This window comes from Pseudomonas sp. KBN12P06040 (assembly GCF_037574965.1).
GTDB classification, from domain to species: domain Bacteria; phylum Pseudomonadota; class Gammaproteobacteria; order Pseudomonadales; family Pseudomonadaceae; genus Pseudomonas; species Pseudomonas aeruginosa.
Genome location: NZ_JBBELS010000001.1, coordinates 3,345,161 through 3,358,948, shown reverse-complemented (window position 1 = coordinate 3,358,948; position 13,788 = coordinate 3,345,161). Strand labels below are relative to the sequence as shown.

Here is a 13,788-nt window from a genome sequence, read left to right as displayed (position 1 = left end):
AGCTATAACGTCGGCCCCGCCCGCAGGAACCCGCGTCCATGGAAAAGAACAGCAGTCCCGCCGAAACCTCCGGCAAGCAGAAGGTCCGCTCCGCCGAAGTCGGTACCGATATCCTCAAGGCCCTCGCCGAACTCTCCCCGGCGACCTCGCTGTCGCGCCTGGCGGAGCATGTGGGGATGCCGGCGAGCAAGGTCCATCGCTATCTGCAGGCATTGATCGCCAGCGGCTTCGCGGTCCAGGACGCCTCCACCAATCATTACTCGCTGGGGCGCGAGGCGCTGCGCGTGGGCCTGGCGGCGCTGGACAGCATGGACGTGCTGAAGAGCGCCGCCGCGCCGCTGGCCGAGCTGCGCGACGTGCTCAACGAGACCTGCTTCCTCGCCGTCTGGGGCAACCGTGGCGCCACCGTGGTACAGGTGGAACAGGCGGTGCGCGCGGTGACGGTGGTCACCCAGGTCGGCTCGGTGCTGCCGCTGCTCGGTTCGTCCACCGGCCTGGTGTTCGCCGCGTTCCTGCCGGAACGCGAGGTGGCCGAGCTGCGCGAGGAAGAGTTGGCCGGGCGTGCCGACCATCCGCTGGCCGACCCGGCGGCCTACGCGGTGCTGCTGGAGGGCATCCGCGCGCGCGGCCTGCATGCGATCCATGGGCTGCTGATGCCTGGGGTGGAGGCGCTCTCGGCACCGGTGTTCGACGCCCGCGGGCGGGTGGCGGCGGTGCTCACGGTGGTTGGCCCGGCGAGCATCTTCCAGGCCGAGGAACAGGGGCCGGCGGCGGAACGGCTGCTTGCGACGACTCGGGCTATCAGTTGGCGGATGGGGTATGACGGCACCCAGGGTAGATGACGCAGTGTTCGAGCCTGGGCGTGATGTCGGGTAGGGCGGATAACCGCTCGCGGTTATCCGCCGCTTCTCAGGCCTTGGCCAGCAACGCCTTCGCCGCTCGCGACCCGTTGCTCTTGCCGAGCACCGCGCAGATGCGCTGGCCGGCGTCGACCAGGGCGTGCATGTCGACCCCGGTATGGATCTCCAGGCCGTTCAGCAGGTAGAGGACGTCTTCGCTGGCGACGTTGCCGGTGGCGCCCTTGGCGTAGGGACAACCGCCGAGGCCGGCCACCGAGCTGTCGAATACCGCGATGCCTTCCAGCAGGCTGGCGTAGATGTTCGCCAGGGCCTGCCCGTAGGTGTCGTGGAAGTGCCCGGCGAGGCGCTCGCGGGGAACCTCGCTGGCCACCGCCTCGATCAGCCGGCGGGTGGCGCCGGCGGTGCCGACGCCGATGGTGTCGCCCAGGGACACTTCGTAGCAGCCCATCTGCTGCAGTTCGCGGGCGACCCAGGCGACCTGGCGCGGATCGACATCGCCGTCGTAGGGACAGCCGAGCACGCAGGAAATATAGCCGCGCACCCGCACCTGGTGCTGGCGCGCCGCCTCCAGCACCGGTACGAAGCGCTCCAGGCTGTCCTTGATCGAGCAGTTGATGTTGCGCTGGGAGAAGGCTTCCGACGCGGCGGCGAACACCGCCACTTCCTTCACCCCCGACTCCAGCGCCGCCTCGAAGCCTTTCAGGTTCGGCGCCAGCGCCGCGTAGGTCACGCCGGGACGCTGGCGGATCCCGGCGAATACCTCGGCCGAGCCGGCCATCTGCGGCACCCACTTGGGCGAGACGAAGCTGCCCACTTCGATGTAGTCCAGGCCGGCGGCGCTCAGGTCATCGACCAGGCGGATCTTGTCGGCCACCTCGATCGGCTGTTTCTCGTTCTGCAGTCCGTCGCGCGGACCGACCTCCACCAGGCGGACCTTCTTCGGCAGGTTCATGCTGTTCCTCGTCTTGGCTGTCAGGCCTGGTTCTCGTCCAGCTCCACCAGCGGCGTGCCTTCCTCGACCAGTTCGCCCTCGCTGCAATACAGCGCCTTCACTACCCCGGCGTGGGGCGCGCGGATGCTGTGCTCCATCTTCATCGCCTCCAGCACCACCAGGGTGGCGCCGGCTTCGACCGTCTGGCCGGGCTCGACCAGGACCCGCACGATACTGCCGTTCATCGGCGCGCTCAAACCGCCCTGGTGGGCATGGGCGGCCTCGGCCTCGGCGATCGGGTCGACGGCTTCGATGGCCAGCAGTTCGCCCTCCCATTCGAGGAACAACTGGCGTCCGCGGCGCAATGCCGCCGAGCGACGGGTGACACCGTCCACCCGGCTGACCAGGTCGTCGCCGTCGAGGCGATACTGGCTGGGGCTGGCGTGGCGCAGGCGGACGCAGCGGCGTTCGTCGCGGCAGCGCAGCATCAGGTCGGACTCCCGCGCCAGGGCGCTGCGCCAGCCGTCGTTGCGGCTCCACGGCGAATGCGGGTCGTCGTCGCGACGGTGGCCCGGTTCGCTCTGCAGCCAGGCTTCGGCGGCGGCTTGCCAGAAATGCTCCGGCAGCGCTTGCGGCGCCGGCAGCAGGTCGTCTTGGTGGCGCGCGATGAAACCGGTGTCCAGTTCGGCGGCGGCGAACGCCGGATGGCCGAGGATGCGGCGGAGGAATGCCAGGTTGGTGCGCAGGCCGCCGACCGAGGTTTCCGCCAGCATCGCCAGCAGGCGCTGGCGGGCTTCCTCGCGGGTTTCGCCCCAGGCGATCAGCTTGGCCAGCATCGGGTCGTAGAACGGCGAGACCTCGTCGCCTTCGCGTACCCCGCTGTCGACCCGCCGGCCGGGGCCGGCGGGCGCTTCGCGGTACAGCGCCAGGCGGCCGCTGGCGGGGAGGAAGCCGCCCTCGGGGTCTTCCGCGTAGAGCCGCACTTCGATGGCGTGGCCGTTCAGCGGCACCTGTTCCTGTGTCAGCGGCAGCGCCTCGCCGCGAGCGACGCGGATCTGCCAGGCGACCAGGTCGAGGCCGGTGATGGCCTCGGTGACCGGGTGTTCCACCTGCAGGCGGGTGTTCATTTCCATGAAGAAGAACTGGCCGCGTTCGTCGAGGAGGAATTCGACGGTACCGGCGCCGACGTAGCCGATCGCCTGCGCCGCGCGTACCGCGGCCTCGCCCATGGCCCGGCGCAGTTCCGCACCGAGACCGGGGGCGGGGGCTTCCTCGACGACCTTCTGGTGGCGACGCTGGATCGAACAGTCGCGTTCGTTGAGGTACAGGCAGTGGCCATGGCGATCGGCGAATACCTGGATCTCCACGTGGCGCGGCTTCAGCAGGTATTTCTCCACCAGCATCCGCGCGTCGCCGAAGGCGGCCTTGGCCTCGCGCTGGGCGGAGGAAAGGGCCTCGGCCAGCTCGGCTTCGTGCTCCACCACCTTCATGCCCTTGCCGCCGCCGCCAGCGGCGGCCTTGAGCAGCACCGGGTAGCCGATCCTTCCGGCTTCCCGGCGGAAGGTCTCGGCGTCCTGGGCTTCGCCGTGGTAGCCGGGCACCAGCGGCACGCCGGCTTCTTCCATCAGCGCCTTGGCCGCCGACTTGCTGCCCATGGCGTCGATGGCCGCCGCCGGCGGTCCGAGGAAGAGCAGGCCGGCTTCCTCGCAGGCGCGGGCGAAGTCGGCGTTCTCCGAGAGGAAGCCGTAGCCGGGGTGGATCGCCTGGGCGCCGCTGGCGAGGGCGGCGGCGATGATCCTGTCGCCGCGCAGGTAGCTGTCGGCGGGCTTGGCGCCGCCCAGGTCGACGGCGATGTCGGCTTCGGCGACGTGGCGGGCGTGGCGGTCGATGTCGCTGTGCACGGCGACGCTGCCGATGCCGAGGGCGCGCGCGCTGCGCATCACCCGGCAGGCGATCTCGCCGCGGTTGGCGACCAGGATGCGCTGGATGCTGCGGTAGTCCGGGTTCATGCGTCGTTTCTCCAGGCGGGCGTGCGTTTCTCCAGGAAGGCGCGCAGGCCTTCCTGGCCTTCCGGGCTGATGCGGATGCGGGCGATGGCCGCCTCGGTGTAGCGGCGCAGCGCCGGGCTCAGCTCGGCGGCCTCGACCTCATGGTAGAGCGCCTTGCAGGCCACCAGGGCGCGCGGGCTGTTTTGCAGCAGGTTGGCGATCCAGGCCTCGGCCTGGCTTTCCAGTTCGGCGGCGGGACAGCTTTCGCTGAGCAGGCCCAGTTCGCTGGCGCGGCGTCCGTCGAAGCGCTCGGCGGTCAGCGAATAGCGCCGCGCGGCGCGCTGGCCGATGGCCTTGACCACGAACGGGGCGATGGTCGCCGGGATCAGGCCGATGCGTACCTCGGACAGGCAGAAGGTCGCGTCGTCGCTGCCGATGGCCATATCGCAGCAACTGACCAGGCCGACCCCGCCGCCGAACACCGCGCCCTGGACCACCGCCAAGGTCGGCTTGGGCAGGTTGTAGAGATGGGTCATGAGTTCGGCGATGCGCTGGGCGTCGGCCAGGTTGCCCTGGTAGTCGAGGTCCACCGACTGCTGCATCCAGGCCAGGTCGGCACCGCCGCAGAAGTGCCGGCCACGGCCGCGCAGCACCAGCAGGCGGACCTGCGGGTCGCTGCCGACGCGATCGATGGCCTGCAACAGTTCGTCGATCACGACGGCATTGAAGGCGTTGTTCTTTTCCGCCCGGTCCAGCCACAGGGTGGCTACGCCGCGCGGGTCGATCTCAAGCTGGATGGTCTGGAATTCGCTCATGCTGGTCTGCTCGTCACATGCGGAACACGCCGAAGGCGGTCGGCTCGATGGGGGCGTTGAGGGCGGCGGAAAGCGCCAGGGCGAGCACCTCGCGGGTCTGCGCCGGATCGATCACGCCGTCGTCCCACAGTCGTGCGCTGGAGTAGTAGGGATGGCCCTGGTGCTCGTACTGCTCGAGGATCGGCGCCTTGATCTTCGCCTCCTCTTCGACGCCGAGCTGCTGGCCGGCGCGCTCGGCCTGCTCGCGCTTGACCTGGGCGAGCACCCCGGCGGCCTGTTCGCCGCCCATTACGCCGATCCTCGCGTTCGGCCACATCCACAGGAAGCGCGGGTCGTAGGCGCGCCCGCACATGCCGTAGTTGCCGGCGCCGAAGCTGCCGCCGATCAGCACGGTGAACTTCGGCACCCGCGCGCAGGCCACCGCGGTCACCAGCTTGGCGCCGTGCTTGGCGATGCCACCGGCCTCGTACTTCTGGCCGACCATGAAACCGGTGATGTTCTGCAGGAACAGCAGCGGGATGCCGCGCTGGCAGGCCAGTTCGATGAAGTGCGCGCCTTTCTGCGCGGCCTCGGCGAAGAGGATCCCGTTGTTGGCCAGGATGGCGATCGGATAGCCGTGCAGGTGGGCGAAGCCGCAGACCAGGGTGGTGCCGAACAGCGCCTTGAACTCGTCGAACTCGGAGCCGTCCACCAGTCGTGCGATCACTTCGCGCACGTCGTAGGGCTGCTTGCTGTCGGCGGGAATCACCCCGTACAGCTCCTCGGCGGGGTACAGCGGCGCGCGCGGTGCACGGCATTGCAGCTGGCCCTGCTTGCGCCAGTTGAGGTTGGCGACGCAGCGGCGGGCGATGGCCAGGGCATGGTCGTCGTCCTCGGCATAGTGGTCGGCGACCCCTGAGACCTTGCAGTGCACGTCGGCGCCGCCAAGCTCCTCGGCGCTGACCACCTCGCCGGTAGCGGCCTTCACCAGCGGCGGCCCGGCGAGGAAGATGGTGGCCTGTTCGCGCACCATCACGGTTTCGTCGGACATCGCCGGCACGTAGGCCCCGCCGGCGGTGCAGGAGCCCATGACCACGGCGATCTGCGGGATGCCGCGGGCACTCATGTTGGCCTGGTTGAAGAAGATCCGGCCGAAGTGCTCGCGGTCGGGGAACACCTCGTCCTGGCGCGGCAGGTTGGCGCCGCCGGAGTCCACCAGGTAGATGCATGGCAGGCGGTTTTCCAGGGCGATGGCCTGGGCCCGCAGGTGTTTCTTCACGGTCAGCGGATAGTAGGTGCCGCCCTTCACCGTGGCATCATTGCCGACGATCATGCATTCCACCCCTTCGACCCGGCCGATCCCGGCGACGATGCCGGCGGCGGCGACCTCTTCGCCGTAGACCTCATGGGCGGCGAGGGCGGAAAGCTCGAGGAACGGCGAGCCGGGGTCGAGCAGGCGGTTGATGCGTTCGCGCACCAGCAGCTTGCCGCGCGCGCTGTGCCGGGCCTGGGCGGCGCTACCGCCGCCTTCGTGGATGCGGCCGAGGAGGGTGCGCAGGGCGTTGACCTGTTCCAGCATGGTCGCGGCGTTGGCCGCGAACTCGGCGGAGCGTGGATTGATCTGGGTGTGCAGGATGGCCATGGCGGTGGCTCCGTGTCGAGGTGGGCGGAAGCGGTTGGCGCCCGCTCCCGACCTGGCGATGCGCCTGTCGATGCAATGGAATGCCCTCTCCCTGGCGGAAAAGGGCCGGGGAGAGCGAGGCTTCAGCGGGTTTCGTTGAACAGCTCGCGGCCGATCAGCATGCGGCGGATCTCGCTGGTGCCGGCGCCGATCTCGTAGAGCTTGGCGTCGCGCAACAGGCGGCCGGTGGGAAACTCGTTGATGTAGCCGTTGCCGCCGAGGATCTGGATCGCGTCCAGGGCCATCTGGGTGGCGCGCTCGGCGCTGTAGAGGATCACCCCGGCGGCGTCCTTGCGGGTCGTCTCGCCGCGGTCGCAGGCGGCGGCCACGGCGTATAGGTAGGCGCGGCTGGCGTTGAGGGCGGTGTACATGTCGGCCACCTTGCCCTGGACCAGCTGGAATTCGCCGATGCTCTGGCCGAACTGGCGGCGGTCATGGATGTACGGCACCACCACGTCCATGCACGCCTGCATGATTCCCACCGGGCCGCCGGAAAGCACCACGCGCTCGTAGTCGAGGCCGCTCATCAGTACCTTGACCCCGCCGTTGACCGCGCCGAGGACGTTCTCCTCGGGCACCTCGACGTCCTGGAAGATCAGTTCGCAGGTGTTCGAGCCGCGCATGCCCAGTTTGTCCAGCTTCGGCCCGCGGCTGAAGCCTTTCCAGTCGCGTTCGACGATGAACGCGGTGATCCCGTGCGCGCCCTTGTCCGCGTCGGTCTTGGCGTAGATCACATAGGTATGGGCGTCGGGACCGTTGGTGATCCACATCTTGCTGCCGTTGAGAACGAAGCGGTCGCCGACCCGGTCCGCGCGCAGCTTCATCGAGACCACGTCGGAACCGGCGTTGGGTTCGCTCATCGCCAGCGCACCGATGTGTTCGCCGGACACCAGGGCCGGCAGGTAGCGGGCCTTCTGTTCGGCGTTGCCGTTGCGCTTGATCTGGTTGACGCAGAGGTTGGAATGCGCGCCATAGGAGAGCGCCACCGAGGCCGAGGCCCGGCTGATCTCTTCCATGACCACGGCGTGGGCCAGGTAGCCCAGCGCCGAACCGCCGTACTCCTCGTCGACGGTGATGCCGAGCAGGCCCATCTCGCCGAACTTGCGCCACATGTCCATGGGGAACTGGTTGTCCTGGTCGATCTGCGCGGCGCGCGGCTGTAGTTCGGCGGTGACGAAGCCGCGGACCTGGTCGCGGAGCATGTCGATGGTTTCGCCGAGGGCGAAGTTGAGGCTGGGATAGGTCATGCTTTCACCTGTAATTGTGCTTGTCCGGTTTAAAGCTTCGAATTAGGTTTATGTTGCAACTGTTTGTTTGTTATAGCTTTTTATCAGCGCCGCTCGACAGCGCTCCTCGGCAGTATCCAGTTCCAGCTGCATCTGTTCGATGTCCAGCAACTGTTGTTCCAGCTGGGCGCGGCGCTCGGCGATCTTCTCCAGCATGGTGTTCAACTGCTTCTGGTTGCCGCTGCTCGGGTCCGGGTCGTAGAGCTCGATCAGTTCGCGGCATTCGGCGAGGGAAAAACCGATGCGCTTGCCGCGCAGGATCAGCTTCAGGCTGACCTTGTCGCGCGGCGAATAGATGCGTTCCTGGCCGCGTCGCTCGGGGGAGAGCAGGCCTTGCTCCTCGTAGAAGCGGATGGCGCGGGTGGTGATGTCCAGTTCGCGGGCGAGATCGGAGATGGTGTAGGTGGTGGACATGCGCAGGCACCTGCTTGTTTACCTTTACGTTAACGTAAAGCTGCACCGAAATCCTGTCAACGCCTGGAACGGGGGAAAAATGACAGCCGTGAAAGATGCTTGTCAGAAAGATTTAATCGGCGCCTCATGAAAGGGCACGGATGGCTCTGTTCTGCTTCGCCGAACACTGTGTTTCTCGGAGGAGTCGTAACGATGAGTCGGCTGATGACCTACAGGACGCTGCTGGCTTGCCTGCTCGCCGCGTTGCTTGCGCTGCTGGTGGCGGGTCAGCAGCAGCGCGCGTTCGAGCGCATCTGGTTCAAGCTGGAGCAGCGCTACGGCGGCGATGTTGCGCGCGAGAACGCCCTGCGCCTGGCCGACTATCGGGTCGATATCGAAGCCCGCGTGCTGGGCGCGGAGTCCAACGTCTCGGCGCTGTCCTTCGACCCCAGCCGGCGCAGTCTGGTCAGCGTGACCAACCAGGACCCGCATTTCCTCGAGCTGTCGCTGGACGGCGAATTGCTGCGACGCATCCCCCTGCGCGGTTTCCAGGACCCGGAGGCTATCGAGTACATCCGGCCCGGCGTCTACGTGGTCGCCGAGGAGCGTCGCCAACGCCTGGTAGAGATCCATGTCGACGCCGACACCCGGGTGATCGACATCGACGATCCGCGCAACGCCCGGAAGTTCTCCCTGGGCAGTGCAAACAAACGCAACAAGGGCTTCGAGGGGTTGGCCTACGACCCGCTGCGCGAGCGCCTGTTCGTGGCCCGGGAAAAGGCGCCGGTGGGCATCATCGAGGTAAACGGCTTCTTCAATGACCGCGGCGAGGCGCTCGACCTGAGCGTCGGCGGCGACCCGCAGCGCGATCGCGGGTTGTTCCTCACCGATCTGTCGAGCCTCTACTACGACAAGGCCAGCGATCACCTGCTGGTGCTTTCCGACGAGTCGCGGGTGGTCATCGAACTGGATCGCGCCGGGGATCCGCTCGGCAGCCTGACCCTGCGTGGTGGCAACCATGGCCTGACGGACGACGTGCCGCAGGCCGAAGGGTTGGCGATGGACGACCGGGGCAGCCTGTACGTGGTCAGCGAGCCGAACCTGTTCTACCGCTTCAGCCGAGCGCTGCCGGCGGCCGACTAGGGTGGGAAAAGGACGGCGGAATTCAGGCTTGCGCGCCGGATAGCGCCGGCGCGTAGCCGATCATCTGTCGCAGCAGCGGGTCGGTGAACTGCTGTTGCCAGTCGTCCAGCTTGCCCCGAAGGTCGGGGCCGTTGGCCGGAACGATGGGGGCCGCGCGCGGCTGGCGAGGCGTCGGCGGGCAGGCGCCGAGCAGCCCGACGCACAGTGCCAGGGTGGGGAGCGAGAGTTTCGCTAGGGGCATCAGGCTTGCTCCGTGGGGATCTGGGGCGAGTTGCCGGTGCGCGGCGCCTTGCGTAACCGGAACAGGCGCCCGACCACCAGGAAGAACAGCGGTACCAGGAACACCGCGAGTACCGTGGCGGTGACGATCCCGCCGAGCACCCCGGTGCCGATGGCGACCTGGGCGCCGGAACCGGCGCCGCTGGAGAGCGCCAGCGGGACCACGCCGAAACCGAACGCCAGCGAGGTCATGACGATCGGTCGCAGGCGCAAGCGCGCGGCCTCCAGGGTCGCCTGCAGCAGGCTCATGCCTTCCTGGTAATGGTCCTTGGCCACCTCGATGATGAGGATGGCGTTCTTCGCCGAGAGGCCGATGATGGTGATCAGGCCGACCTTGAAGTAGATGTCGTTGGGCAGGCCGCGCAGGCTCACCCCGAGCAGTGCGCCGAGTACGCCCAGCGGCACCACCAGGATCACCGCCAGCGGGATCGACCAGCTTTCGTAGAGGGCGGCCAGGGCGAGGAACACGATCAACACCGAGAGGGCGAACAGCGCCGGCGCCTGGGCGCCGGACAGGCGTTCTTCGAAGGACTGGCCGGACCATTCGTGGGCGATGCCCTCGGGCAGGCCCTGCATCAATTCCTCCATCGCCTGCATGGCTTCGCCGCTGCTGTAGCCCGGCGCGGCCTGGCCCTCGAGGTTGAACGAGGGATAGCCGTTGTAGCGGGTCAGTTGCGGCGGGCCGAGGGTCCAGGCGGCCTTGGCGAACGTCGCCAGGGGGACCATCTCGCCCTGCTCGTTGCGCACGTGAAGCCGGCCGATGTCGTCGATGCCCAGGCGCTTGGCGCCGTCGGCCTGGACCACCACCTTGCGCACTTGGCTGCCGTGCATGAAGTCGCCGATGTAGTCCGAGCCGAACATCACCGCCAGGGTGGTGTTGATCTCGTCCATGCTCACGCCGAGGGTCTCCGCCTTGCGCCGGTCGATGTCCAGGCGGATCTGCGGCGCCTCGCCCTGGCCGGCGAACATCACGTTGGCCAGGCGCGGGTCCTCGGCGGCGCGCGCCAGCAACTGGTCGCGGGCCTTGACCAGGGCCTCGTAGCCAACCCCGCCACGGTCCTGCAGGCGGAAGTCGAAGCCGCTGGTGGAACCCAGGTCCGGCAGCGGCGGCGAGTTCATCGCATACACCGTACGGTTGGGCAGGCCGGCGAAGCGCTGGTTGATGCGCTCGACGATGGCGCCGACGTGCTGGCTGGCCTCCCGGCGTTCCGACCAGTCCTTCAGGGTGGCGAAGATCATCGCCGAGCTGGTGCCGTCGCCGTACAGGCTGAAGCCGCCGACCGCATAGGCGTAGGCCACCGGTTCGTGCTCCGCCAGGTAGCGCTCGACGTCGCCGACGTTGGCCATGGTCTCCGCCATCGGCGTACCTTCGGGCTGCATCACCATGATCATGAAGTCGCCCTGGTCCTCTTCCGGCAGGAACGCCTGCGGCAGGCGCACGAAGAGCAGGGCGACCACGCCGATGACCAGGGCGTAGACCAGCATCCAGCGGATCGGCCGGGCGAGGATGCCGGCCACCGCGTTGCGGTAGCGTCCGGTCAGGCGCAGGAAGGCGCGGTTGAACCAGCCGAAGAAGCCGCGCTTCTCATGGTGGTCGGCGTCGATCGGGCGCAGCAGGGTGGCGCACAGGGCCGGGGTCAGCGACAGCGCGAGGAACGCCGAGAAGCCGATGGAGACCGCCAGGGTCACCGCGAACTGGCGGTAGATGTTGCCCACCGCGCCGCTGAAGAACGCCATCGGCACGAATACCGAGACCAGCACCACGGTGATGCCGACGATGGCACCGCTGATCTGGCGCATCGCCTTGACCGTGGCGTCGTGCGGCGACAGGCCTTCCTCGGCCATCAGCCGCTCGACGTTCTCCACCACGATGATCGCGTCGTCCACCAGGATGCCGATCGCCAGGACCATGCCGAACATGGTCAGCACGTTGATCGAGAAGCCCAGGCCGAGCATCACCGTGAAGGTGCCCAGCAGGGCCACCGGCACCACCAGCGTCGGGATCAGGGTGGCGCGGAAGTTCTGCATGAACAGGTACATCACGGCGAACACCAGCAGCATCGCCTCGAGCAGGGTGCTGACCACCTTCCTGATCGAGATCTCGACGAACGCCGAGGTGTCATAGGGGATGTTGTAGCTCACGCCCTCCGGGAAGTAGCGCGACAGCTCGTCGAGGGTGGCGCGGATGCGCTTGGCGGTGGCCACCGCGTTGGAGCCGGGCGCCATCTTCACCGCCAGGCCGGTGGCGGTCATCTGGTTGACCCGCGAGACGAAGCCGTACTCGCTCTGGCCGAACTCGACGCGGGCCACGTCGCGCAGGCGGATCGCGCCGCCGTCGGCGCGGATGCGCAGCGGAATCTCGCCGAACTGCTCGGGCGTCACCAGGGTGTCGTCGACCTTCACCGTGGCGCTGATCGGCGCCGAGTCGGGGACCCCGAGGTTGCCGATGTCGCCCACGGTGAGGCGGGCGTTGTGCCGGCGCACGGCGTTGACCAGGTCGCTGGCGCTGAGGTTCATCGAGGTCAGCTTGGCCGGGTCGGGCCAGATGCGCATGGCGTACTCGGCGCCCCAGGTCTCGACCTTGCCCACGCCCTCCACCCGGCGCAGCGCCTGCAACACGTTGGACGAGGCGATCTCGCCCAGCTCCATGGCGTCGTAGCGGCCGCTGGAGGAGGTAAGGGTGACGATCAGTTGGATGCTGTCCGCCGCCTTCTCCACATAGATGCCGTCGCGCCGCACCGACTCGGGCAGGCGCGACTCGACGATCTTCAGGCGGTTCTGCACTTCCACCGCAGCGAGGTCGGCGTTCACGCCCTGGCGGAAGGTCAGGGTCAGCGAAGCCTGGCCGGTGCTGCTGGTGGCCTTGGTGTAGAGCAGGCCGGGCGCGCCGTTCATCTCGCGCTCGATGATCGCGGTCACCGCTTCCTCGACCACCTTGGCCGAGGCGCCGGGATAGCTGGCGCTGACGTTGACCACCGGCGGCGCGATGTCCGGGTACTGGGCGACCGGCAGGAAGCGGATCGCCAGGACCCCGGCGAGCACGATCAGCAGGGAGATCACCCAGGCGAAGACCGGCCGGTCAATGAAGAAACGAGCCATTCGTAGCGTTCTCCGTCACTGGCCCGCCGGCGAGGCGGCCAGCGGTGAGGGGGCGTCGGCGCTGGCCGGCTGGCGGACCACCGCCTGGACGCTGGAGCCGGCGGCATGCTGGGCGGCGTTCTCGACGATCACCCGCTCGCCGCCCTTGAGCCCGCGGCTGATGATCCAGTCGCGGCCCTGCAGGGTGTCGGCGCGGACCTCCACGTCTTCCACCACGCCCTGTGGGTTGACCACCTTGACCACGGCGGACTGGGCGGTACGGATCAGCGCGTCGCGCGGGACGGTGATCGCCTGCGGGTTCACCGCGCGTTGCAAGCGCACCTGCACGTAGCCGCCGGGCAGCAATTCGCGATGCGGATTGCGGAACAGGGCACGCATGGCGATGGTGTCGGTGCCGGGGTCGACCGCCAGGTCGGAGAACAGCAGCTCGCCGGCCAGCGGGTACTCGCTGCCGTCGGCCAGGACCAGGCGCACGGCGATGTCCTTGTCGGCGACACCCTTCACCTGGCCTTCGCGGATCGCCCGCTGCATGGCGGCGACTTCGCCGGCCGGCTGGGAGAAGTTCACGTAGATCGGATCGATCTGCTCGACGCGGGTCAGCGGTGTCGGCGAGTCCTCGCCGACCAGCGCGCCTTCGGTGACCAGCGCGCGCCGCGCGCGGCCGTCGATCGGCGCGGTGACCGTGGCGTAGCCCAGGCGCAGGCGGGCCTGCTCCAGTTCGGCCTTGGCCGAGGCGATCTGCGCCAGGGCCTGACGCGCGTCGGTCTGCGCTTCGGTGTACTCGCGTTCGCTGATGGCGCGGTCCTTGATCAGGTCGGCGTAGCGCTTGAGCTTGTCGGCCGCCGCCGCGTGGCTGGCCTCGGCCCGGGCCAGGGCGCCGCGGCTGATGTCCAGGGCCGCCTTCAAGGGCGCAGGGTCGATCTGGAACAGCACGGTGCCGGCGCGGACGTCCTGGCCTTCCTCGTACAGGCGACGGGTGACGATGCCGGCGACGCGCGCCCGCACCTCGGCCTGGCGGTACGCTTCCAGGCGTCCGGGCAGCTCGCTGGTGATGCCGATGGGCGCCGGCCTGGCGACGATCACGCCGACCTCGGCGGGGGCCTCCGCAGTCTTCCCGGTGTCCGCTGCTTCTTCGCAGCCCAGCAGGAATAGGGCGACCAGGGCCGCCAGCAGCCCGCGCAGCGAGCCGGTCCATTGGATGTGCATGGGTGTCCCTCGATTCGTGAACTCGCGAGCTTGCCCGGGAAAGGGCACCGCAACTCACGAGCGGCGCGACAGTAGCATATAATCAATCATGAGTGATTAATTAATTGGCGTTTCTGTAACATATCCTT

The 13,788-nt window shown here is 68.3% G+C and carries 11 protein-coding genes; 2 read left to right on the top strand and 9 right to left on the bottom strand.

Annotated features, from left to right (window positions below; all coding sequences use genetic code 11):
- Nucleotides 1-38 precede the first annotated feature (38 nt).
- Nucleotides 39-842: an IclR family transcriptional regulator gene (locus VQ067_RS15800; protein ID WP_023112464.1), complete on the top strand. Its 804-nt coding sequence runs from the start codon at nt 39-41 to the stop codon at nt 840-842.
- 67 nt (nt 843-909) lie between these two features.
- Here VQ067_RS15800 and liuE read toward each other — a convergent pair whose 3' ends face one another.
- From liuE to liuR, 6 genes are all read right to left on the bottom strand, one after another.
- Nucleotides 910-1,812, bottom strand: a complete 903-nt coding sequence (gene liuE, locus VQ067_RS15795) for a bifunctional 3-hydroxy-3-isohexenylglutaryl-CoA lyase/hydroxymethylglutaryl-CoA lyase (RefSeq protein WP_003088593.1) — start codon at nt 1,810-1,812, stop codon at nt 910-912.
- Between the two features lie 20 nt (nt 1,813-1,832).
- Nucleotides 1,833-3,800 carry a methylcrotonyl-CoA carboxylase subunit alpha gene (gene liuD, locus VQ067_RS15790; protein WP_023095748.1) on the bottom strand — a complete coding sequence of 656 codons (1,968 nt, stop codon included), beginning with the start codon at nt 3,798-3,800 and terminating at the stop codon, nt 1,833-1,835.
- Entirely contained in the window at nt 3,797-4,594 is a 798-nt protein-coding gene (locus tag VQ067_RS15785) for a gamma-carboxygeranoyl-CoA hydratase (protein WP_003088598.1), read from the bottom strand. The genes liuD and VQ067_RS15785 overlap by 4 nt, the downstream gene beginning before the upstream one ends.
- A gap of 13 nt (nt 4,595-4,607) precedes the next feature.
- Entirely contained in the window at nt 4,608-6,215 is a 1,608-nt protein-coding gene (gene liuB / locus VQ067_RS15780) for a methylcrotonyl-CoA carboxylase subunit beta (RefSeq protein WP_003100387.1), read from the bottom strand.
- Nucleotides 6,216-6,337: 122 nt separating this feature from the next.
- Nucleotides 6,338-7,501, bottom strand: a complete 1,164-nt coding sequence (liuA, locus tag VQ067_RS15775) for an isovaleryl-CoA dehydrogenase (protein ID WP_003088600.1) — start codon at nt 7,499-7,501, stop codon at nt 6,338-6,340.
- A 48-nt stretch (nt 7,502-7,549) separates the two neighbouring features.
- On the bottom strand, nt 7,550-7,954 hold the full coding sequence (gene liuR, locus VQ067_RS15770) for a liu genes transcriptional regulator LiuR (RefSeq protein ID WP_003088601.1): 405 nt from the start codon (nt 7,952-7,954) through the stop codon (nt 7,550-7,552).
- 192 nt (nt 7,955-8,146) lie between these two features.
- On the opposite strand from liuR, the gene VQ067_RS15765 reads away from it, so the two are divergent.
- Nucleotides 8,147-9,076: an SdiA-regulated domain-containing protein gene (locus VQ067_RS15765; RefSeq protein ID WP_003088602.1), complete on the top strand. Its 930-nt coding sequence runs from the start codon at nt 8,147-8,149 to the stop codon at nt 9,074-9,076.
- A 22-nt stretch (nt 9,077-9,098) separates the two neighbouring features.
- On the opposite strand, the gene VQ067_RS15760 is transcribed toward VQ067_RS15765, so the two are convergent.
- From VQ067_RS15760 to mexX, 3 genes are read right to left on the bottom strand one after another with little or no spacing between them, the layout of a single operon-like run.
- Entirely contained in the window at nt 9,099-9,317 is a 219-nt protein-coding gene (locus VQ067_RS15760; RefSeq protein ID WP_003110687.1) for a hypothetical protein, read from the bottom strand.
- Nucleotides 9,317-12,454, bottom strand: a complete 3,138-nt coding sequence (mexY, locus tag VQ067_RS15755) for a multidrug efflux RND transporter permease subunit MexY (RefSeq protein WP_003144329.1) — start codon at nt 12,452-12,454, stop codon at nt 9,317-9,319. Before mexY ends, VQ067_RS15760 begins: the two co-directional genes overlap by 1 nt.
- 15 nt (nt 12,455-12,469) lie before the next feature.
- Complete coding sequence (gene mexX / locus VQ067_RS15750; RefSeq protein WP_003088624.1) at nt 12,470-13,660, bottom strand: multidrug efflux RND transporter periplasmic adaptor subunit MexX; 1,191 nt, start codon at nt 13,658-13,660, stop codon at nt 12,470-12,472.
- Between the last annotated feature and the right edge of the window lie 128 nt (nt 13,661-13,788).

Bases quoted from the DNA above. Each gene is read 5' to 3' on its own strand.
- VQ067_RS15800 (WP_023112464.1), top strand. From the start codon at position 39: ATGGAAAAGAACAGCAGTCCCGCCGAAACCTCCGGCAAGCAGAAGGTC.
- liuE (WP_003088593.1), bottom strand. From the start codon at position 1,812: ATGAACCTGCCGAAGAAGGTCCGCCTGGTGGAGGTCGGTCCGCGCGAC.
- liuD (WP_023095748.1), bottom strand. From the start codon at position 3,800: ATGAACCCGGACTACCGCAGCATCCAGCGCATCCTGGTCGCCAACCGC.
- VQ067_RS15785 (WP_003088598.1), bottom strand. From the start codon at position 4,594: ATGAGCGAATTCCAGACCATCCAGCTTGAGATCGACCCGCGCGGCGTA.
- liuB (WP_003100387.1), bottom strand. From the start codon at position 6,215: ATGGCCATCCTGCACACCCAGATCAATCCACGCTCCGCCGAGTTCGCG.
- liuA (WP_003088600.1), bottom strand. From the start codon at position 7,501: ATGACCTATCCCAGCCTCAACTTCGCCCTCGGCGAAACCATCGACATG.
- liuR (WP_003088601.1), bottom strand. From the start codon at position 7,954: ATGTCCACCACCTACACCATCTCCGATCTCGCCCGCGAACTGGACATC.
- VQ067_RS15765 (WP_003088602.1), top strand. From the start codon at position 8,147: ATGAGTCGGCTGATGACCTACAGGACGCTGCTGGCTTGCCTGCTCGCC.
- VQ067_RS15760 (WP_003110687.1), bottom strand. From the start codon at position 9,317: ATGCCCCTAGCGAAACTCTCGCTCCCCACCCTGGCACTGTGCGTCGGG.
- mexY (WP_003144329.1), bottom strand. From the start codon at position 12,454: ATGGCTCGTTTCTTCATTGACCGGCCGGTCTTCGCCTGGGTGATCTCC.
- mexX (WP_003088624.1), bottom strand. From the start codon at position 13,660: ATGCACATCCAATGGACCGGCTCGCTGCGCGGGCTGCTGGCGGCCCTG.